This is a genomic window from Paenibacillus sp. JDR-2, from assembly GCF_000023585.1.
Classification (GTDB): Bacteria; Bacillota; Bacilli; order Paenibacillales; family Paenibacillaceae; genus Pristimantibacillus.
Genome location: NC_012914.1, coordinates 6391033 through 6413730, shown reverse-complemented (window position 1 = coordinate 6413730; position 22698 = coordinate 6391033). Strand labels below are relative to the sequence as shown.

General features: G+C 55.4%; 15 protein-coding genes. 13 read left to right on the top strand and 2 right to left on the bottom strand.

The window, feature by feature from the left end; all coding sequences use genetic code 11:
• Nucleotides 1–42: 42 nt before the first annotated feature.
• From PJDR2_RS28055 to PJDR2_RS28040, 4 genes are all read left to right on the top strand, one after another.
• Complete coding sequence (locus PJDR2_RS28055; RefSeq protein ID WP_015847135.1) at nucleotides 43–1683, top strand: extracellular solute-binding protein; 1641 nt, start codon at nucleotides 43–45, stop codon at nucleotides 1681–1683.
• A gap of 76 nt (nucleotides 1684–1759) precedes the next feature.
• Nucleotides 1760–2494, top strand: coding sequence for a ThuA domain-containing protein (locus tag PJDR2_RS28050; RefSeq protein WP_015847134.1), 735 nt, complete (start codon nucleotides 1760–1762; stop codon nucleotides 2492–2494).
• 35 nt (nucleotides 2495–2529) lie between these two features.
• On the top strand, nucleotides 2530–3579 hold the full coding sequence (locus PJDR2_RS28045) for a Gfo/Idh/MocA family protein (RefSeq protein ID WP_015847133.1): 1050 nt from the start codon (nucleotides 2530–2532) through the stop codon (nucleotides 3577–3579).
• A gap of 143 nt (nucleotides 3580–3722) precedes the next feature.
• Nucleotides 3723–4052, top strand: a complete 330-nt coding sequence (locus PJDR2_RS28040; protein ID WP_015847132.1) for a hypothetical protein — start codon at nucleotides 3723–3725, stop codon at nucleotides 4050–4052.
• A gap of 219 nt (nucleotides 4053–4271) precedes the next feature.
• Here PJDR2_RS28040 and PJDR2_RS28035 read toward each other — a convergent pair whose 3' ends face one another.
• Together PJDR2_RS28035 and PJDR2_RS28030 are read right to left on the bottom strand one after the other, a co-directional pair.
• Nucleotides 4272–4946 (bottom strand): hypothetical protein, encoded by a 675-nt coding sequence (locus PJDR2_RS28035; protein ID WP_015847131.1) that lies wholly within the window; start codon nucleotides 4944–4946, stop codon nucleotides 4272–4274.
• 70 nt (nucleotides 4947–5016) lie between these two features.
• On the bottom strand, nucleotides 5017–5850 hold the full coding sequence (locus PJDR2_RS28030; RefSeq protein ID WP_015847130.1) for an alpha/beta hydrolase: 834 nt from the start codon (nucleotides 5848–5850) through the stop codon (nucleotides 5017–5019).
• Nucleotides 5851–6010: 160 nt separating this feature from the next.
• Between PJDR2_RS28030 and PJDR2_RS28025 the strand changes: the two genes are divergently transcribed.
• The 9 genes from PJDR2_RS28025 (at nucleotide 6011) to PJDR2_RS27985 (ending at nucleotide 22641) form a co-directional block, all read left to right on the top strand.
• Nucleotides 6011–7840: a cache domain-containing sensor histidine kinase gene (locus PJDR2_RS28025; protein WP_015847129.1), complete on the top strand. Its 1830-nt coding sequence runs from the start codon at nucleotides 6011–6013 to the stop codon at nucleotides 7838–7840.
• Nucleotides 7833–9374, top strand: a complete 1542-nt coding sequence (locus PJDR2_RS28020) for a response regulator transcription factor (RefSeq protein WP_015847128.1) — start codon at nucleotides 7833–7835, stop codon at nucleotides 9372–9374. The genes PJDR2_RS28025 and PJDR2_RS28020 overlap by 8 nt, the downstream gene beginning before the upstream one ends.
• Nucleotides 9375–9525: 151 nt before the next feature.
• Nucleotides 9526–11025: an ABC transporter substrate-binding protein gene (locus tag PJDR2_RS28015; RefSeq protein ID WP_015847127.1), complete on the top strand. Its 1500-nt coding sequence runs from the start codon at nucleotides 9526–9528 to the stop codon at nucleotides 11023–11025.
• Nucleotides 11026–11238: 213 nt separating this feature from the next.
• Nucleotides 11239–12174 carry an ABC transporter permease gene (locus PJDR2_RS28010; RefSeq protein WP_015847126.1) on the top strand — a complete coding sequence of 312 codons (936 nt, stop codon included), beginning with the start codon at nucleotides 11239–11241 and terminating at the stop codon, nucleotides 12172–12174.
• A gap of 18 nt (nucleotides 12175–12192) precedes the next feature.
• Complete coding sequence (locus PJDR2_RS28005) at nucleotides 12193–13107, top strand: carbohydrate ABC transporter permease (RefSeq protein ID WP_015847125.1); 915 nt, start codon at nucleotides 12193–12195, stop codon at nucleotides 13105–13107.
• Nucleotides 13108–13269: 162 nt separating this feature from the next.
• Nucleotides 13270–14595, top strand: a complete 1326-nt coding sequence (locus tag PJDR2_RS28000) for a glycoside hydrolase family 125 protein (RefSeq protein WP_015847124.1) — start codon at nucleotides 13270–13272, stop codon at nucleotides 14593–14595.
• On the top strand, nucleotides 14588–17701 hold the full coding sequence (locus PJDR2_RS27995; RefSeq protein WP_015847123.1) for a beta-galactosidase: 3114 nt from the start codon (nucleotides 14588–14590) through the stop codon (nucleotides 17699–17701). Before PJDR2_RS28000 ends, PJDR2_RS27995 begins: the two co-directional genes overlap by 8 nt.
• Nucleotides 17702–17729: 28 nt before the next feature.
• Nucleotides 17730–20489 carry an alpha-mannosidase gene (locus PJDR2_RS27990; protein ID WP_015847122.1) on the top strand — a complete coding sequence of 920 codons (2760 nt, stop codon included), beginning with the start codon at nucleotides 17730–17732 and terminating at the stop codon, nucleotides 20487–20489.
• 400 nt (nucleotides 20490–20889) lie between these two features.
• On the top strand, nucleotides 20890–22641 hold the full coding sequence (locus PJDR2_RS27985) for a methyl-accepting chemotaxis protein (RefSeq protein ID WP_015847121.1): 1752 nt from the start codon (nucleotides 20890–20892) through the stop codon (nucleotides 22639–22641).
• Nucleotides 22642–22698: the final 57 nt, after the last annotated feature.

Genomic DNA, 22698 nt, shown 5'->3' with positions numbered 1-22698 from the left:
TGTGGATGAATGGCCATTATCCTTTTAGAGGGGGATTTATACATGACAACCATTTCGAAGAGAAATACGAGAAAAATGCTGTCCGGCCTCGCTTTGATTTCCGTATTGGGCACCACGGTGCTTGCGGGCTGCAGTAGTGGTAAGGAGACCAATAATGCCGCCGCATCCAATAACACGGGTAGCGGCAAAGCGGGCAGCAACTTTCATGCGGAAGGCCTTCCGATTGTAGATAAGCCGGTAACGCTGGACGTTCTTACGATCCGTTGGGGCAACATGGGAGATACGTTCAAGAAGAACGCCTGGCTTCAGGAGCTGGAGAAGAATTCGAATGTCAAAATCAATTGGCAGGTCATTTCCTCGAGCGATTGGGACGCCCAAAAGTCGGTTATGCTGGCAAGCGGAAAAATGCCGGATGTTATCATCGGCGACCTGGCGTTTGGGGATTCCGATATCGTGAATAACCTGAGCATTTTCCGTCCGCTTGACGACTATATCGACAAATATATGCCGAATCTGAAAGCGGCCATGGCCGAAATGCCGGAGCTGAAGAAGCTGAGTACGTTCCCGGACGGCAAAATCTACTCGCTGCCCGCAAGGCTGCCATCGCGGCCGTATTCTTCCGTACAGCCGGTTATCAACAAAGAGTGGCTGGACAAATTGGGACTGAAGGCGCCTGAAACGCTTGATGAATTATATACGGTGCTGAAGGCGTTTAAGGAGAAGGATCCCAACGGCAACGGCAAGGCTGACGAGATTCCGTACAGCGATCAGAAGGACCTGGACATGAACCTGTTCGCGCCATTCGGCATTACGGATATCCGCGGCAACCATATGGTGCTGAAGGACGGCAAGCCGGAATATTTCCCGACATCGGAAGCCTATAAGGCGGCTATTACCTGGGCGAATAAATTGTATTCCGAAGGGCTGATCGATAAAGAAACGTTCACGCAGGACGATACGATGCTGACGGCCAAGCGGCAAAATCCGGACGCCGCGCTTGTTGGATTCTCGTACCAATGGACGCCGGACGCGGTATTTGGCCAATGGAGCAAGCAGTATGAGACCATCGCGCCGATTACCGGGCCGGACGGCAAGAAATATCAGATTGGCGATCCGAACGGATTAAGCATTCGCCGTAACGAGGTGCTCATTACAACCTCGAACGAGCATCCGGAGGTTGCGGCGCGTTGGGCTGACCAGTTCTATACCGGAGAAGCAAGCATCCAGAACTTCTGGGGCGCGATTGGCACCTCCGTTGAGAAAAACGCCGACGGTACCTATACGCTGATGGATCCGCCGGACGGCACTAGCGCGGACGCTTGGTACTGGGACAGCTCCCTGCGGGATTTTGGACCGAAATACGTCAGCCCCGAGTTCGAGAAGAACATCAAGCTTGATCCAACAAGCGGTGACGGTCTGAAGCTTGAGCTCGACAGCTTGGGCAAGGAATATGTCACGCAGCCGTTCCCGGACGTGATGTACACCGAGGAAGAATACGCCGAGCTGCCAACGCTCATTACGGATATCGAGAGCTATATCAAGAGCACCCGCGCCAAATGGGTGACCAAAGGCGGCATCGACCAGGAGTGGGATGCTTACGTCAAGAAGCTGAACGATATGGGCCTTGAGAAGCTGATCAAGATTTACAATGACGCTTATGAACGTTACATGAACATCAAATAATGTTTTGCTGCTGCCCTGCGTACGGACTGCAGGGCAGCTTTAGCTTTTTTATAGATCATGCTGGGAGGAACAAGAGATGACTGACAAACTGCGAGTAACCGTATGGAACGAGAATCGCCATGAACGGACGAACCCCAAGGCGAAGGAGATTTATCCGGATGGCATCCATCAGGCTATTGCGCGCTTTTTGACCGAAGCGGGGATGGAAGCGGGAACGGCGACTTTGGACGAACCGGAGCATGGACTTACCGATGAATTGCTGGCGAATACCGACGTATTGATCTGGTGGGGCCATCTCGCGCATGACGAAGTACAGGATGAGATCGTCGGCAAGGTGTACCAGCGCGTGCTGGACGGCATGGGGCTTATCGTTCTTCACTCCGGTCATTATTCTAAAATTTTCAAAGCTCTGATGGGAACAAGCTGCAGCCTGAAATGGCGCGAGGCCGACGAGAAGGAGCGTCTCTGGGTTGTTGCGCCGGGACATCCGATCGCCGAAGGAATCGGGGAATATATCGAGCTGCCGGAAGAGGAAATGTACGGCGAGCATTTCGATATCCCGGCACCGGATGAGCTTATCTTCGCAAGCTGGTTCGAGGGCGGCGAAATCTTCCGAAGCGGCTGCGCTTATACGCGCGGCAGCGGCAAGGTGTTTTATTTTAGACCCGGTCACGAAACGTATCCGACCTACCATAACCCGGCGATTCAGCGCGTCATCGTTAATGCGGTTAAATGGGCGCAGCCGGTTCGGCGGGAGCTGCCTATACGCGGCAACGTGCAGCCGCTTGAGCCGATTGGCGTGAAGGTCTGACATAAGGTCAAGTCATGAGGGGAGAAGGGATTACGATGAAAAAGTATCGAATCGGATTGATTGGTCTTGGCGGCATGTCGCATTCGCATATCCGTTGGATGGCCGAGGAGGGCCGCTTTGCTATTATTGCGGTGAGCGATGTCAATGAAGCAGCTTTGACGGAGAAAGGCGATTTGCTGGGAATAGCGCCTGACAAACGATACGGGGATTTTGTACAGCTGATTAACGACCCGGATGTGGATGCGATCGTATCGGTGACGCCCAATAACGTCCACGCGGATATCGTTCGCGCCTGCCTTCAGGCGGGCAAGCCTTACCTCGCGGAGAAGCCGTTCACCCGCGTATTCATGGAGGCAGCGGGGCTGCTCGAGTTATACGAGCAACAGCCGGTTAACGGCATGGTTGGATACAGCTATCGTTATACGCCCGCATTCCGTTATGCGCGGGAGCTTGTGCGGGAAGGGAAGCTGGGCAAGGTGCGGAGCTTTGCGATCCAATACCTGCAAGACTGGGGAGCGGTTCCGAACCAGACGCCGTATATTTGGCGCTTCAACAAGGACATTACCGGCACGGGAACGCTTGGCGATCTAGGCTCGCATATGATCGACATGGCTCGTTTTCTCTTTGGGGAATTCAAGGAGTTGTCCGCGCAGATGCGCACGCTGGTTCCGGAGCGTCCGGATCCGGCTACGGGCCAGATGGTGAAGATCGAGGTCGACGACTTCGTAAGCTTCCAGGCCCGAATGTCCGGCGATGAAGTCGGCATCTTCCAGTCGTCGCGGAATGCGATCGGCTCGGGCAACCAGCACGAAGTATCGATCTATGGAGACACCGGTACGCTGCACGCGTCGACGCTGAACCCGGATCAGATCATCTGGATTCGCGAGGAAGCGCCCGGCCAGCTGGCAAGAGCGGTAATTAACGTGCCGGAGAGATGCCGGGTAACTCAGTACGGCGACTTCCTGTCGCTGCTGGACGGTACGGCATCGGAGAGCCTTCCCGGCTTTATGGACGGCTACCGCAACCAGGAGATTATCGACGCGGTCATTCGCGCGAGCGAAGAGAAGCGTACGATTGCGATTTGAGTTATTGGGGATAAAGGTATCTGCGTTTAATGGACGCAGGTACCTTTTTTTATTTTCAGGCAACAGATTTAAATTCCATTATAAGGTATTATTTAAGTGGTAGTATATTTATTTTTTTTAGAGAGGAATGAACTCGTTAAGCTATGAAAATGCGGCAAATTTGGGTTTCTGCCGTTATTCTGCTTCTGCTTGCAGCCTCGTTCTATTTTCTAAATACTAGAGTGTGGGTGGATAAATACGAAATTAGAGGCGACACCATCGTGTTTGAGGATAATCGTTATGCCTATGAAGGATCGAGCGCCGACCATCTTGGAAAAACAATCGGTATAGCTTACACCGAGGGAAGGAAAAGAGGAATCACCGATTACATTTGGCCGGAATGGGTGTACGCGTACAAAGGGGATAAAGCTCATAAGCGTATTTTCGTAAGAGGGCTGATGGATATGGGGGATACTTATATTAGGCAGCAGTAATAAGACAATTCTACGACCGTATTCAGAAAGCGGAAGAGAAGCTTTATGTTTACGCTAATAGAGAAAACATTTTTGATCATTTAACAGCCTATATTGAAGCTAATAAAAAGGGATTAATTAGCGAGATAGCTGTTTATTTGTAAAACAATCGGCGATCTGGAGTGAAATGATCGAAGAGCCCGTTTCGCTTTGCGGCGAGACGGGCTTTTTAATCATGCCTTATTGCGCATTTTGCGTATCGTCCAAGACGTCGGGATACACGACCGTATTAAACACTTCCTTCGTGTCCGCATCCTTGTAATGAATCGTAATTTTGTACTTATCTTGAGCAACGCCGCTGAACGCTTGATACATCATTGCGCTTACCCCGAGGCCAAGCCCGGCGAAAGCGTCGAAGCTTGATTCGAACGCTGCTTTGTCTACGGTAACGGTAAACTCGGAGAGGGCCTTGTTATGGTCGACACTCTTGATCGATTGGAACGTCGTGCCGTCCGTCATTTTTTCCGTGTAGTCGAGAACGCCTTTTTCCGTTTCTTTCAGCATGTCGTTATAGACGGATTTGGACATTTTGTACGTGTACGAGCCGTCCGCATTAGCCGTAACTTCCTTCACGCCTTTGCTCTTTACGTCCGCAATGATTTGATCGCTTGTTCGCTCATCGCCCTCGAAGAAGCTGGCGGGCAGCGTGAGCTCCGTGTTTAACAGCCCCTTGTCCACCTCGATCTGTCCACCGTCCGTTTTCGTTTCCGCGTTGCTCGAATTTGCCGGGGTTGCTGCTGTTCCTGCGTTCGAGGAAGCGTTGTTCCCTGTCGCGGCTTCATTTTTATTCGCACCGTTCGAGCATCCTGCTAGCAGCAAAGCGGCGAGCGCGGTTAGCGCAATTGTCTTTTTCATTTTCTCTATCCCTCCCTATTCTAACTATATCGGTTGGATATGGATGGGGTATTAGGATTAGATTTCCTGTTTATGGCTGCAGCAGCCAACGGTATACCTCAGGGAACAGCTTGCTCCAAGTGGCTTCGTTGTGCTCTCCGCCGGGAATAAAATCGAATCGTACGCGGCTTTCCGGAACCCCGGCTGCTATGATCGTGTGATGGGCGAGCGCAACATGTTCATTGGCGAGTTTGTTAAAGTCGGGAGTGTCGGTTTCCAGTTCTCCAATGCTTAGGTAAACGCGGAGCGAAGGGGAGAGGGCTGCCTGTTGGATCAATTGAATAATCGCTCCGTTGTCCTGCCACATGACGAAGGAAATCCCGCCCACGCGGCCAAAAAGATCCGGATAGCGGATGGCGGTATACAGGGAAATGTAGGCGCCGAACGAGCTTCCGGCAATCATCGTATGCCCCGGTTCAGGGAGCGTTCGGTAATGGCTGTCGATATAGGGTTTGAGCGTCTCCGCCAGGAATGCGGCGTACCCTTCTCCTTGGCCTCCAAAGCCGTATTCGGCGTTAACCGTGAAGTTATACTCATTGTTGCGCTTATCGCCGCCATGATCAACGGCGACTACGATAGATTCGAATGCGGAATCCTCCGGCGCCATCTGCTCCAACGTCTCGTCAACGCCCCATTCGCTGCCCCAGGATGTTGCTTGATTGAATACATTCTGGCCGTCATGCATGTAGAGGACAGGGTAGCTGCGATCCCCTTTGTCATAGCTTTTCGGCAAATAAATCCAAACTCTGCGAACCGTCTGCAGCTGCGGAATCGGGAATTCTTCGATAATCCGGACATCCCCGGTAATCGTGTGAGCAGCTTCGTTTGCAAGCACTTCTCTCCAAGGCAAAGGTACGTTAATCATTAAGGGTGACTCTCCTAGTAAATGTATTTACGAAAATCTTAACGCGGGGACCTTCCGGAATGCAATGGACTTTATGTTTCTTCCGGTGTTAGGCGCGGCTCCGTGCTTAATGTTATAATGGCGGCAAATCCTAACTATCGACGAGAGAGGGCACGGGCGTTTGAGATTCCGGAAAATCTACCGAAACTATATACAGAACAACCTGTTCGTCAAAGTCATTCTCGTCTTCGCGCTTATCGTGAATTTGACGATCATCACGCTCTCGTACCTGCTCTTCGGTCTCATATCCGATTCCATCGTGAACAGCGAGCTGAACAATCAGAAGCAGGCCATGGAGCGGGTGAACCGCTATATGGAGCAGAAGTACGACTGGGTACAGAACACGGTACAGGACATCTACCGCAACAGCCTGCTCGCGAGCAATGCCTCTTACTTTCTGCGGCATTCCTACAGCGAATACGCTCAGTACATGCTCGACCAGAATTACGCGGGCGGCAACGAAAGCGCGGTTGATATTCTGAGCTATCTCGCGGACCGGATGGATGCCGATCCCGACATCCAGAATATCCTGCTGTACAGCACGGACATGCAGCAGCTGTACGCTTTTAATCGAAACGGCCCGCGGCGTCTGTACAAAACCAATCCGACCCGCTCGTACATTCCCGAGATCATGGCGGCGGAAGGGCCGGCGGCTGCGACGCCGAACATTTGGATTCGCGGGCTGATCGGCCAATGGAACTCGCAGCTGTATTCCATGCGCGTCCAGGTAAACGATAAGAATACGCTCAAGAACATCGGACAACTGCTCGTATATTTCGATTCCGGCATGGTGAACCGGTCGCTTGATCAGCAACGGACCCCTCTCAAGGGCGAGATTCTGGTACTGTCGCAGGATGGGCAGGTGCTGTCCGATTCCGCGAACCGATACTACGGACAGATCTTTCCGTACATGAAGCAAATCGGCTCCCTGAAGGAAACCGGCATGCTCGACGAGCCGTCGTACATCTCCACGCTGACGCAGAACAAAGCCGGCTATTTCGTTGTTGGCATTACGCCCAAGAGCGCAATGGCCGAGGCGTACGCCGGCCTCAAACGGACAATCATTCTGATCAGTTCGATCTGCATTGTCGTTGCGGTGATCATTCCGTCCATCGTGATCGTCAATATCTCGAGGCGGACGAACCGGATCGTGCATTTCATGCGGAAGGTGGAGGGCGGCAATCTCACCGCCCGCCTGCAGGATGCCCGCGAAGACGAGCTCGGGCAGATCTCCCAGAGCTTTAACGAAATGCTCGACGAGCTGGGCCGGCATATCGACCGGGAATACAAGGCGGAGCTGAGGCATAAGCAAACGGAGCTTGCTGCCTTGCAGGCGAGGATAAACCCGCATTTTCTTTACAACACGCTGGAGGTTATCCGGATGCGGGCGATGTCCCAGGGCGCGGTCGACGTCGGCGAGATGATCTACAGCCTCGCGGTGCTGTTCCGCAACTCGGTCAGCGCGAAGGCGGAGAACACGCTTGGCGAAGAGCTTGAGATGTGCAGGCTGTATCTGGAGCTTTTCCGGATCCGCTACAAAGACAAATTCGCCTACGAAGTCGAATGCGAGGAGGAGCTGCTGCGCGTTCCGGTTGCAAAGCTCCTGCTGCAGCCAATCGTGGAGAACTATATCGTGCACGGGATGGATTCCCGGCGTAAGAACAACCGCCTGACTATCGAAGCCGCGCAAGAGCACGGCCTGATCCGGGTTCGGATACGCGACAACGGCAAAGGCATTGATCCTGAGCAGCTCGCGCATATCATGCGCCGTCTAAAGATGCCGGAAACCGAGGAACAGCAGTCCTTCGGGCTGCGCAGCGTGCACGAGCGGATTGAACTGGTGCACGGACCCGGCTATGGGTTAAGCATAGAAAGCACGCCCGGGAAGGGAACATCGGTGACGGTGATCTGGCCCGCGGCTGAACAACAGGAGGAAACTGGCGATGTATAAAGTTTTGCTTGTGGATGACGAACCGTTTATCACGGAAGGCTTAAGCGACGCCGTCGATTGGTCCGCCTTTGGCCTCGAGGTCGTCGGCAGCGCCGAAGACGGCGAGGAAGCGCTGGAGCGTCTGCGCGAGCTGCCGGTCGACTTGCTCATCACCGACATCTCGATGCCGATCATGACCGGGCTTGAACTGATCCGCAAAGCGCGGGAACTGCAGCCGCAATTGAAGGTGATCATCCTGAGCGGGTTCAACGAATTTAATTATCTCAAGGAAGGCATGCGCCTTGGCATCGAGAACTACCTGCTCAAGCCGATTAACTTCGGAGAGCTGGAGGCGACGCTGACGGATACGGTACGGAAGCTGGAGGCGGACAAGCCGGAAAAGCCGTTGGGGGAAGACGAGATCGGCATCCTGCGCGACAACGTCATGACCAGGTGGGTAAACGGGCGGATTGCATTGCCCGAGCTGACGGAACGGACGGCGCTCCTTGGCATCGATCTCTCGAAGCCGTTTGCGGCGCTGGCGATCATCCGTTTTCGCCCTGAACAGGGTGGTGTCGCGGGTTACGGCCTGGACAACTGTATCGCGGATCTCTTGTCCGAAGAGACGGACGGCTTGTCTCTTGTTCCCTTTATCAACGATGAAGGAGAGTTGGTCGCCGTCTGCTGCATAAACGAGGGCAAGCGGAATCAAGCTAAGGTAACGGAAGCTTTGGAAAGAGCAGCGGACAAATGGGAAAACAGGCAGCTTGGCCCGCAGATCGCACTCGGCGGGATCGTGGCAACGGCCGATGCCGACGCAAGCTACGCAGAGGCGCGTAAAGCGCAGCAATTTTTCCTGGTGCGGCATGACCGGCATTTGCTCGATTATGCGGACATTTCCGCGGAAACGGCGTCTCTTCCTTCGGGCTTGTTCGAATGGGAGGCGTATGCGAGGCCCATCCTCGCCAAGGACAAGGGTGAGCTGGCGGAGGTAATCGACCGTGATTTTGCGTCTATTCGGCTGGCGGAAGGCTTGCATCCCATCCGGGCGAGAGGGGCTGCCATTGAGCTCATGATCCTGATGAAGATCGAAGTCGACAAGCTCGGACGCGCGGATGCCGCGGAGGTGTTCCAAGACGCACTCGACCAAGCGGTAAGCGCGGCAACGCTCGAAGGCGTGGAAAATGCCGTACGGACGGCGGCTTTCTTCGCGGCCGATTCGTTCTCCGGGGAGGACATGAGTCCCGTCATCAAGCAGGCGTTGCGCTACATCCATGAGCATTATGCCGAGGCGCTGACGCTAAAGTCGCTTGGGCTGCAGTTCCACATTCACCCCAATTACCTCGGGCAGCTCTTCAACAAGCAGACGGGGGATACGTTCACGGATTACCTGAATAAATATCGTATCGACAAAGCGAAGGAACTGCTGGCGGACAGCCGGCTTAAGGTGAACGAGATCGCGAGACAGGTCGGGTACTGGGAGACAGGCTACTTCTACAAGCAGTTCAAGAAGCATGTCGGGATGGTGCCGGGCGATTTTAAGGAGCTGCTGTGACGCCTAGGCGCCATTAGCGGTTCCTTTCTTTATTTTGTACACTTAATCTTTGTTTTCTATTATTTTTGAAAATGTTTTCATCTTCTAAGATGAAGTAGCAAGAAGTCGCGACTACTGAATTTGCTACACAGACAAAAGGGAGGCAACACCAATGGGAATCCGTAAAAAGGCATCGATCGGCCTGACATCCGCGATGGCCGTCATGCTCTTGCTGAGCGCATGCGGAAGCAACGGCGGCAATACGGCCGCGAATAACAACACATCTTCGTCAGGCAACTCGGGCAGCAACGCAAAACCGGTTGAATTGAACTGGTACACAATCGGCACACCGCAAAAAGACGTCGACAAAGTCATGGAAGCGGTTAGCGAATACACGAAAGAAAAAATCGGCGCAACAGTAAAAATGACAATGATCGACTGGGGCGATTACAACCAGAAGATGCAGGTACTGACGGCTTCCGGCGCGGACATGGACATCATGTTCACCGCTGCATGGGCATTCGATTACGTGCAAAACGCGCGTAAAGGGGCTTTCGCTCCGATCGACGATCTGCTGACGCAATACGGCAAAGGCATTACCGATACGCTGAACCCTGCCTTCCTTAGCGGTTCCAAAGTCGACGGCAAAAACTACGGCGTACCGGCAAACAAAGAACTTCCGACATCCGAGGTATGGCGCTTCAACAAGAACATTCTTGACGAGAATAAGCTGAGCATCACGGACGTGCGTTCCCTGGAAAGCCTGGAGCCGCTGCTCAAGACAGTTAAACAAAACAACCCGGACGTGACTCCGCTGCAAGTGGACAAGACCTTCACGCCGTACATTCCATACGACTACCTGATCGAGAAATTCCCGCTGGCCGTGAAGCTCGACGACGCCAGCTACAAAATCGTAAACGTATTCGAAACGCCAGAAATGAAGCAAGCGCTCGAAACGATGCACAAATACTACCTGGCCGGCTACGTTCCGACGGAAGCCGCGACGCTGGAATCGTCCTCGGACGTGCAGGCGACGGGCAAATGGTTCGCCGACAAAGCGACAACGCAGCCGTTCGCGGACAACGTATGGTCGACCAGCTACGGCTATCCGATCGTATCGACGCCTATGAGCGACGCGCTGATCTACAACCAATCGGTTATGGGTTCCATGCAAGCGATCTCCGCGAACTCGAAGCATAAAGAGAAAGCGATGGAATTCCTGAACCTGCTGAACACCGATCCGGTTCTTCGCAACATGGTCGACTCCGGCATCGAAGGCACGCACTACAAAGTAACAGACGGCGACTACATGGAGAATCTTCCTGAGTCCAAGAACTACGACATGCCAACGTTCGCGCTTGGCAACATTATGATCACTCACCTGAACCCGGGCGATCCTGCAGACAAATGGGAGCAGTTCAAGAAATACAACGATGCAGGCAAACCTGCGGCTCTGCTCGGCTTCAACTTCGATCCGACGAAAGTGTCGAGCGAGATCGCAGCCGTGCAAAACGCGAAGGAATCCTTCTGGGCGCCGCTCATGACGGGTACCGTCGATCCGGAGAAATACTTGCCGCAAGCAATCAAGAAGCTGAACGACGCGGGTCTTGGCAAAATCATGGCCGAAGCGCAAACGCAGCTCGACGCTTGGAAAGCCGCTCAAGGCAAATAATCATTATAGCACCGAAGGGCGAATGCTCGGCATTCGCCCTTTTATGCAAAAAGAGAGAGACGAACGGGATAGGACATCCCGTACGTTGTTTCTCGTTCTAAGGGATGAAACTTGCGCCGCTGCCAATGGACGGCATCAGCCGTTTCACCTTGGGACGAATTGCCGCAGGCCCTTGGCGCTGCAAACCGACTTCTCTTGGAAAGGGTGAACCCCATGAAGGCCTTTGGGCGTTTCTTCAAAGACATCAACCGCAATAAAGCCCTGCTCCTGATGGTGCTTCCCGCAACCGTCTGGTTTCTTTTCTTCTCGTACCTGCCGATGCTCGGTACGGTCATTTCCTTCAAGGAATACCGCGTGCACGGCGGATTTCTATCCAGCATCATCCACAGCCGCTGGGTCGGCTTCGATAATTTCAAGTTCCTGTTCAGCACAAACGACGCGTACGTCATCACTCGCAATACTTTGCTGTACAATATCGTGTTCATTATCATTGGTCTAGTTCTGGCAGTGGCCTTGGCCATCGTCCTTTCCGAAATCGCAAACAAACGGCTGGCGAAATGGTACCAGACGGGCATGTTCCTGCCTTACTTCCTGTCCTGGGTCATCGTTGGTTATTTCGCATATAGCTTCCTCAGCTTCGACCGCGGCGTGATGAACAAGATCGTCTCGGCGTTCGGCATGGATCCGCAGCAATGGTATTCCGAGCCGAAATACTGGCCGTTCATCATCGTCATCGTGTTCCTATGGAAATCGCTCGGCTACAACAGCGTTGTCTATCTGGCCGCAATCATGGGCATCGACAAATCGCTGTACGAGGCGGCGATGATCGACGGCGCGAACAAATGGCAGCAGATCCGCAACGTTACGCTGCCGATGCTGGCGCCTCTCATGACCATTTTGACATTGCTGGCCATCGGCCGCATTTTCTACGCGGATTTCGGCTTGTTCTATCAAGTTACCCGCGATTCCGGCACGCTCTACAACGTCACGAACGTTATCGATACCTACGTGTACCGCGGTCTGAAGACGACCGGGGAGATCGGCATGAGCACAGCGGCCGGCCTGTACCAATCGTTCGTCGGCTTCGCGCTCGTCATCACGTCCAACTGGATCGTCCGTCGCTTCAATAAGGACAACGCGCTATTTTAGGAAGAAAGGAGCAACATCATGGCATCCCTTAGGAAAACCAAGGACTTTCACCGGCTGACGCCGGCCTGGAACGTCATCTTCAACCTCATTGCCGGACTGTTCGCGCTGGCTTGCGTGTTTCCGTTCCTGCTCGTCATGGTCATCTCTTTCACGGACGAGAAGACTCTTGCGCTGGACGGATACTCGTTGTTTCCGAAAAAATGGAGCACCGACGCCTACAGCTACCTGTTTAAGGCGGGCGACCAACTATTGCGCTCCTACGGCGTAACGATTCTCGTTACGGTTGTCGGCACGGTGATCAGTTTGATCTTCATCTCGCTCTTCGCGTACGCGATTTCCCGCAAAGGGTTCAAATACCGTAAATTTTTCTCGTTCCTTGCCTTCTTCACGATGCTGTTCAACGGCGGACTCGTGCCGACCTACATCGTGACGACGAAGCTGCTCGGCCTCGGGAATTCCCTGTGGGCGCTTATTCTGCCGCTCGCGGTTAATGCCTTCTACATCATGATCATGCGTACGTTCTTCTCGACCATGATCCCGGACGCAATCATCGAATCCGGCAAGATCGACGGCGCAGGAGAGTTCGGCATCTTCTTCCGGCTCATCGTTCCGCTCGCTCTGCCGGGTCTCGCGACAATCGCGCTGTTCAACGTGCTCGGCTACTGGAACGACTGGTTCAACGCCCTGCTGTACATCGAGAACCCCGACCTGGTGCCGCTGCAATCGATGCTGATGCGGATCGAGAACAGCATGCAGTTCATTCTCGCCAACAGCAACAATGCATCCTTGGGGACTTCCGTGCTGCAGTCGATGCCGCAGGATACGTCGCGGATGGCGATGGTCGTGCTCGCGACAGGGCCGATCGTGCTCGCTTATCCTTTCTTCCAGCGCTATTTCGTGCAAGGCCTGACTGTTGGCGCCGTGAAGGAGTAATACCCTTAAGCATCGAAGGTTAACGGAGCGAAAAATCAACAGCATGACGAACATTCACACCGCAAGCGGCCCGCGGCGCGGACATCCGCCGACGGGCCGTTTTTGCTGTGACGCATACGCAATAAGCAACGCGATAAAGTAACGACAAAGGGGAAAACTACCATGGAACAATTCAGATTGCCGAAAATTGAAATGCCGCACCTGCCGCTGCCGCAATCCGTGCAGGCCGTGCTGGCGGAGGCGGAGACGCGCCTCGCGCACCGTCCGAAGCTGCTGCAGCTGTTCAAGAACTGTTTCCCGAATACGCTGGAAACGACGACTAAGCTGCTGAACGACGGCACGACTTTTGTCATTACGGGAGATATCCCCGCGATGTGGCTGCGCGATTCCGTCGAGCAGGTTATGCACTACGTACCGTTCGCCAAGGACGACGCCGACCTGCAGCGCATTATCGGCGGCTTGATCAAGCTGCACATGCGCAACATCGTCATCGATCCGTACGCAAACGCGTTTAACGAGATGGCGAACGACTGGCACTGGAACACCGACGACAAGACGGATATGTCCCCTTGGGTATGGGAACGCAAATTCGAGCTCGACTCCATCTGCTTCTCGATGCGCCTTGCGTTCGCCTACTGGAAGGAAACTGGCCGCGCCGACATCTTTGACGCGGACTTCAAGGTTGCCATGCGTGCCGCGGTTGACCTGTGGAAGCGGGAGCAGCACCATTTCGAGCGTTCGCCGTACCGCTTCGAGCGGGACAACGGCATCATGACCGACTCGCTCATGAACGATGGCATCGGCATGCCGGTCAACTACACGGGCATGATCTGGTCCGGCTTCCGTCCGAGCGACGACGCCTGCGATTTCCATTACAACATCCCGGACAACATGTTCGCGGTCGTCACGCTGCGCCAGATGCGCGAAATTGCCGAATTCGTCTTCCGCGACCTGTCGTTCGAGAAGGAAATGGCGCAGCTGGAGCGCGAGATCAATCACGGCATCCAACTCTACGGCATCTACCGGCATCCGGAGTTCGGTCCGATCTACGCGTACGAGACGGATGGCTTCGGCAACTACTGCCTGATGGACGACGCAGGCACGCCGGGCTTGATCTCAATTCCGTATCTCGGCTATGTGGACGGAGACGATCCGATCTACCAGAATACGCGCCGTTTCGCGCTGAGCAAGGAAAACCCGTTCTATTACGAAGGCACGGCCGCCAAAGGCATCGGCAGCCCGCATACGCCGCCGGGGTATATCTGGCATATGGCCTTGTCCATGCAAGGGCTGACGGCCAAGACGGACGAGGAAATGCTGGATATGATCGCGGTTTTGGAAGCGACGGACGCCGACACCGGCTTCATGCATGAAGGCTTCCATTCGGACGATCCTGCCGTATTCACGCGCAAATGGTTCGCCTGGTCCAACAGCTTGTTCTCTCAGTTGGTCTATAAAGCGATGAAAGCGGGACTCCTCGATGCTTAATTCGACGATTATTTTCTATGATGGCGCCTTTCCGGGCGCCTCTGCCATTGACGGAGCGGAACTGGAACAGCTGCGGGGCGTCGGCGAGGTACACGGCGCCGATGCGCTGGCGGCAAGGCTGGAAGGGGCGGAAGGCGGCGTATTCGTGTCGCTGCACGCGCCTTATTTCCCGGTTGATGCATGGGAAGCGCTGCTCGGGTTTTTGAAACGGGGCGGCGGATTGATCAGCATGGGCGGCGCGCCGTTCCGCGTGCCGGTCCGCAAAGAAGCGGGCGAATGGCTTGCAGAGACGGAGCAAACCGCGTATCACCGGCAGCTGCGCGTTCACGAGATGCTGCCTGTAAAGGCGGAGCCCGTCCTGAAGCTGGCCGCTCTCGAAGAAATCCCTCTATTCGAGGGCAGAGAGGCGCTGCTTGACGTCGCCGATACGTGGAACCTCGTGCCGCATGTGACCAAATCAAGCGATCTGCCGCTGCAAATGGGGTCGGCGGGTCCGATGGACGCGCATATTTACCCCGTGCTGAAGGGCATCTCCGCCGAAGGGCGGGAAGTTGCCGCACCGGCCGTGCTGTGGGAGAACACGAAAGGCGATTTCGCCGGCGGACGATGGCTTTTCGTCAACCTGCCGATTGGCGCGGATTTCTTCGCGCGCGGCGGAGCCGAGGCGCTAGAGGCGTGGGCGGCGTTCTGCGCGGCCGGCGTAACCGAGCTGTGGCTGAAGCCGGCATATGCTTCCTACGAGCTGCATGAGCGGCCGTTGCTGACGCTCCAGGCGCAGAAGCTGGGCCGCGGTGCCGTAGGCAAGACGAACTGGTCGTTCGACGTTAAAGTCCGCCGCGCGGAAGGATCGGGCGACGTGTCCACCTACCGCCACGAAGCAGAAATCGGCCCCGGGCTGGAGCTGAAGCGCATTCCGCTGCTTGGCGACATCCAAGCGGGTTATTATCTTGTGGATTGCGTTGCCAAGTCCTCGGACGGCGAGACGCGCCTGCTTCGCCAAGGCTTCTGGGGCATGGACGCCGATTTGCTGAACACCGGCGGGCTGCTCGCGCGCGGCCGGGATTATTTCGAGAAGGATGGCCGGCCGATGCCTGTCGTCGGCATGACGTACATGACCTCGGACGTAGCGCGCAAGTTCCTGTTCCTGCCGAACGTATCGGTATGGGATCGCGATATGGCGCAGATGCGCAAAGCGGGCATTAACTGGATCCGCACCGGCATCTGGACGGCATACCGCAATATCATGCAGGTGGACGGGCATGCGTCCGAAGAAGTGCTGCGCTCGATCGACGCGTTCTTCATGACCGCGAAACGGCATGGCCTGCAAGTGACGTTTACGTTCTTCTCCTTTACGCCGGAGACGTGGGAAGGCACGAACCCGTACCTCGATCCGCGCAGCGTGGAAGCGCAGAAGCGGTTCATCCGTTCCATCGTCAGCCGTCACCGCGAGACGACAAACGTCGATTGGGACCTGATCAACGAGCCGTCGATGTTCGATCCGCCGCGGATCTTCTCCGACGGTCCGCGCTCGAGCCGCGACCGGTTCGAGAAGGCGGCTTACGCGGAATGGCTGGCTGAGCGACACGGTTCAATCGAAAAGCTGCAGGGGCGCTGGGGCATGACCCCGGGCGAGCTGCCGGATTTCGCGTCCGCTGTTATACCTGAGCCGGAGGACATCAACTTCGACGTGCAGGACATGCATCAAGGCAAAAGAGGTACGCGTTGGCTGGATTACGCGCTGTTCTCCATGGATATGCACAACCGCTGGGCGAAGCAGCTCGTCGATGCGATCAAGGAAAGCAATCCGTCGCAGCTCGTGACGGTCGGCCAGGACGAAGCGCTTGGCGCGCAGCGGCCTTCGCCGTTCTTTTACGGGGAAGCGGTTGATTACACGACCGTGCATTCCTGGTGGCTGAACGACCATCTGTTGTGGGATGGCATCTTTGCAAAGACGGCCGACAAGCCAAACGTCGTGCAGGAGACGGGGATCATGTACGTGGAAACGCCGGCCGGATTCGCCAAGCGGTCCGAGGAAGAATTGCGGGCGATGCTGGAGCGCAAGTACGCGTATGCCTTCGCGGCAGGCGGGGCTGGCGCCGTGCAGTGGATCTGGAACACCAACTTCTACATGGACAACGCGAATGAATCCCATATCGGCGCGCTGCGGGCTGACGGAACCGAGAAGCCGGAGGCGGACGTCTCCTACCGGTTCGGCAGCTTCATGGAACGGATCCGCGATCTGTTCCGGGACCGCGAGCTGGAAGAGGTCGCTGCCGTATTCCCTTACTCCAACGACTTCTCCAACCGCAAGCTGGCATTCGACGCGACGACGCGCCTGACGCGCGTGCTCGGCTACGAGCTTAAGACGCCGTTCCGCGGCGTGTCTGAATACCATATGGACGCGCTGGAGGCGGCGCCGGCCAAGCTGATCATCGTGCCGTCCGCGCATAACTTCGCCGACGAGGCGTTCACGCGACTGCTGGACATCGTGGACCGGACGGCTGCCACTCTCTTGTTCACGGGCCCGCTTGGGCTCGACGCTTACTGGCGGGAAGCAGACCGGCTGTCGGATACGTTCGGTCAGCGGAAGCCGGCCAACGTCGTTCGGGAAGAACGGCTCGCGATCGGGGACAAGGCGTATCCGGTATCGTACGGTCACCGGAGAATCGCCGAAGTGTTCAAGGAAGCCGGTTACGGCTCCGCTGCGGGAGCGGACCAGGTAATGGAGGCCGCTTACGGGCAAGGACGCCTGATCTGGTGTCCGCTGCCGGTGGAGCTGAACGAACGCGCCGAGCCGGTCGCGGCGCTTTATGCGCACGCGCTGGAGGCATCCGGCGCTCGCCGCGAAATCGAATGGCTGAGGGGCGGCGACCTGGCCGGCGTGTACGGCCGGAGCCTGCAATTCAAGGACGGCGAACTCTTCGTGTTCGTGTCCGAGTACGCGCATGACGCGCATATTGAAGTGAAGTCCGCCGCGACGGGAACGAGGTATTCGTTCGTTCTGGAACGGGAGCGAGCGGTGTTGTTTGCCGTCGACAGGACCGGCCGCGTAACGGAGGTTTATCGCCCGGACGAAGTGGAAGTGCTGGCGCAGCCGGCAGAATAAGGCTTGAAATCGAAAGGAGACGATCGCCATGGCGAACGCTGATCATAGAAAAACGGCGCATATCATCTCGCACACGCATTGGGACCGCGAATGGTATCTGCCTTACGAGAAACACCACGTGCGGCTTATCGCGCTTATGGATACGCTGATGGACACGCTGGAGAACGACACGGAATACCGCAGCTTTTATCTTGACGGACAGACGATCATTATCGAAGACTACCTGCAAGTTCGCCCGGACCAAAGGGAGCGCCTGGAGAAATGGATCCGCGAGGGCCGCATTCATATCGGTCCATGGTACGTGCTGCAGGATGCGTTCCTGACAAGCAGCGAAGCGAACGTCCGCAATCTGCAGATCGGGCATCAGGATGCCGCGCAGTACGGCACGATCGCGAAGGTCGGGTATTTCCCCGATACCTTCGGCAACATCGGCCAAGCGCCGCAGCTCATGAAGCAGGCGGGTATCGACAACGCGGTATTCGGCCGCGGCGTCAAGCCGACTGGCTTCAATAACATGGTTTCAGACTCCGCGTACGAGTCTTCCTTCTCGGAGCTCGTATGGGAAGGGCCGGACGGCTCGCAGGTGCTCGGCATTTTGTTTGCCAACTGGTACAGCAACGGCAACGAGGTTCCCGTGGATGAAGCGGAAGCCAAGGAATACTGGGACCGCAAACTGGCCGATGCGGGCAAATACGCATCGACGGGGCAGCTGCTCTTCATGAACGGCTGCGATCATCAGCCGATCCAGACGGATCTGGCCGAAGCCATTCGCGTTGCTCGCAAGCTATACCCGGATACGGATTTCGTTCATTCGAATTTCCCGGATTATCTGGCGTCGCTGAAGTCGTCGCTCGAAAACAAGCAACTGTCGGTTGTGCGCGGCGAGCTGCGCAGCCAGCGGACGGACGGCTGGTCGACGCTCGTGAATACGGCGTCCGCCCGCGTCTACCTGAAACAGATGAACCAGGTTGGCCAGACGATCCTCGAGAAGGTCGCCGAGCCGCTCGCCTCGTTCGCGCATATGACGGGCAAGGCCAAGTATCCGCATCATCTGCTGAAGTACGCTTGGAAAACGCTCATGCAGAACCATCCGCACGACAGCATCTGCGGCTGCAGCGTCGACGAGGTGCACCGCGAAATGGTCACCCGGTTCGATAAGAGCCGCCATGTGGCGGAGACGATCGTCGACGATAGCAAGCATGCGGTTGCCGGCGCCGTCGATACGAGCGCGTTCGCGGGCTGCGGCCAGGATGCGCTGCCGCTTGTCGCGTTTAATACGACGGGATGGACGCGAAGCGGCGTCGTGGAAATCGAGCTGGACGTTGCGCGCGTGTATTACCGCGAAGGCATTGCCCCGAATGACATGATGCGCATGATGAAGGAAATTTCTCTCGAGGGCCGCACGCTTGTGGATGCGGACGGCAATGCCGTCGAGCATACATTCGAGGATCTAGGCTTGCAGTTCGGCTACGACCTGCCGGATGACAAATTCCGTCAGCCGTATTGGACGCGCCGCGTGAAGCTGACGTTCGAAGCGACCGCCGTGCCGGCGCTTGGCTTGAAAACTTACGCTTGGGTGCTCGGAGCCGCAAGCGACGCTCCGTCGCAGTCGCTCGTGACCGGTGACCGTACGCTTGCGAACGAAAACCTGAGCATCGAGATCGCCGAGGACGGAACCTTGGCGGTAACGGATATCGCCAGCGGACGCACGTACCGCGATCTGCTCATCTATGAAGATGCCGGAGATATCGGCAACGAGTACATGTTCAAGCAGCCGGACGGCGAGCCGGCGCTCACGACTAAGGGTCTTAAAGCCGAAATCCGCGTCATCGAAGACAACGCGTACCGCGCATCGTTCGAGATCGTGCATCATTGGTCGATCCCGGCATCCGCCGACGAGCTGTTCGAGCAGGAGAAGCAGGAAGCCGTTTATTATCCCGAGCGCAAAGCCGGCCGTTCGACGGACTACGTGCCGTTCACGATCCGAACCGTTGTCAGCCTGGAGCGCTCCGGGCGCGGCGTAGGCATCCGTACGACGTTTAATAACCAAGCGAAGGACCATCGCGTACGCGCCTTGTTCCCGACAGACTTGGCCGCGTCCGTCCACCGGGCCGACGCGATCTTCGAAGTGGCGGTTCGGGACAACGACCCGGCCGCCGAATGGGAGAACCCAAGCAACGCGCAGCATCAGCAAGCTTTTGCCGATGTCAGCGACGGCACGCAGGGCCTCACCATCGCGAACCTTGGCTTAAACGAATACGAAGTGCTGCGCGACGGCCGCAATACGATTGCCGTTACGCTGCTTCGCTCCGTCTCCGAACTGGGCGACTGGGGCGTCTTCCCGACGCCGGAAGCGCAATGCCTCGGCGAGCAAACGGTCGAGCTTTTGATCCTTCCGCATGGCGGCGACGGCGCGGCAACGGGCGCGTATGCGTCCGCGTATCAGTTCCAAGCGCCGTGGACCATCGCGCAAACCGGCGTGCACGGCGGAACGCTTTCGCCGGTGCACACGTTCCTGGCATGGGAAGGCGAAGGCATCGCGTTCTCCTCGGTTAAGATTGCGGAAGCAACGGGCGACCTCATGCTGCGCTGGTTCAACATGCGGCCGGAAGCAGCGAATCTGCAGGCGCAGCCGAACGTCGGCTCTGCCGCGGCGGCTTACGCGAGCGATGTGCTTGAGCAGGCGGGCGAACGCCTGCAGCCGTCCGGCGAAGACGCGAACGGCTCGTTCGCGGCGGAACTCGGACCGTGCGAGATCTATACGGTAGGCATCAAGGCAGAGCAATAACGCCCTGACAAAAGAACAGAAAAAAAGCAGCATTTCCTTTATGGAAATGCTGCTTTTTTTAGTATCAAAAATAAGGACTGAAGGATACAGGAGTTGAAAGATCATCCTGATATTTCCTGTAAATTAGTTCAAAAGTACTATTAATGCGATTATTTTCACGAAATTATTACAAATTGTATAAAGTATTTACACAGTTTTTTTAATTTTGCTATTCAACTTATAGTTATTTAGTACGATACTATATAAATAGTCTATGTCGAAATTTGGCAGCATTACGAGATTGAATTTATTTTTTTCAGAAATTATTCCATATCATCATTCAAAAGAAGGGGGTTTATTACGCTTCGATTTGATAATGCAGCCAAATAGACAATTAAATCATAATAGGAGCGTTTTACAGATGTTGTTGATCAGACGGATGTCCTTTTTCACCAAGATGTTGCTGTTAGCCTTTATTAACATTATTTTAATCGGCACGATTCTAATCTCCTCCAGCTATATGACCCAAAAAGACATTCTGATTGAGCAGCTTCGCGGTCAGATTATTGCCATTACGCAGGAGTGGGCAAACGAAATCGAACCGGAGGTTGTTGCCCAAGCGATCGAGCAGAAGAGCTACAAGGGCTCGGCGCAAGCCCAGCTTCAGGTTCTATTCGATCAAATTCATAAATACAACCCGAATATTGCGCAAGCCTACATATTTGGCACCGAGCTTGCGGATGGCAATAAAACCTCGCTGGTCGCCATGCCTACGAGTCTCGTAGAAGCATTCTCGGCTGAAAACGTCAATATCGGCGACATGTACGAGCAGCCGGCCGCTATGGCTAACGCCGTTGCCAAGATGCTGAAGACCGGCAAGCCAACGTTTACAAGCTTCTATTCGGACAGCTTCGGAACATGGACGTCGGTTCTTTATCCGATCGTTGACAGCCAAGGCAACAGTCTAGGGTTCTTTGCCGCCGACGTGGATGCCAGCGCGGTTCCCGAGGGGCTGCATAAGCTTCTAGTAAACGGCATTACCATTATGGTTATTTTCATGCTGATCATTTTCCTGATCCAATTCTTTGTGTCTCGCCGTACGTTGAAGCCTATTCAAGAGCTGGTGCGCGGCATTGAAGAGGTCAGCAAAGGCAATCTGAACGTGGAATTAAAGACCGGTCTGGACGATTTGGGGACGGTTAACAAGAAGTTTAACGGAATGGTTAGCCAGATTAACGATATGATGCTTCAAGTTCAGCACACCTCGCATGCCGTTACGAACTCTGCCAAGAATCTGCATGAAATTTCGGAGCTGAACAGTAAAAATACAAACCTGATTACAACAAGCGTACAGGAAATTTCGGGAGGCATCGGGGAGCAGAAGCAGGCGACCTTGGATACCGCCAGAGCGATGACCGAGCTTGCGGCCGTTATTCAGACGATCGCGGAGAACTCTTCGAAGGTCGCTCACGAGGCTTACGACATGGAGCAAAAATCCATTGAGGGCAACTCGGCCGTTAAGCAGGTCATGACGCAGATGGAGCAAATCCAGGCTGTGGTCAGCAAGTCTACGAGTGCCATTAAGCTGCTGGACAGCCGTTCGCAGGAGATCGAAAATATCGTTTCGATGATTATGAGCATCTCCGGCCAGACGAACCTGCTCGCCTTAAACGCCGCGATCGAGGCCGCGCGTGTAGGCGAGCATGGCAAAGGCTTTGCCGTTGTTGCCGGCGAAGTCCGGAAGCTTGCGGAGCAGTCCGATCAGTCCGCGAAGCAAATCTCGGAGCTGGTTAAGGAGATTCAGGACGTCATCCGGATTGCCGTAGAGGCGCTGGAGCAAGGGACTTACGAGGTTAATGACGGTCTTCAGATTACGAACACAACGGAGCAGCTGTTGAACGAGATTCTGCAGGCAACGCAAAACGTAACGATGCAAATTCAAGAGGTGTCGAGTTCGACAGAGGAGCTGTCGGCAGGTACGGAGGAGCTTACGGCAACATCCGAAAGCCTGTCGTCGGCGGTAAGCGTTACGGCCGTAAACAGCGCCAAAATATCCGATTCCGTCGAAGAGCAGAAGGAAAGCATGTCCGCCATCGTGGACTCTTCAACGGAGCTTACCGCTCTGTCGGAAAAACTTCAGAAGCTCCTTAACCAGTTCCAAGTGAAAGGTTAAGGCTAACCTGTTCCATCCTCGCATCGGATTCGATGCGGGGACATTTTTACTGCTCGG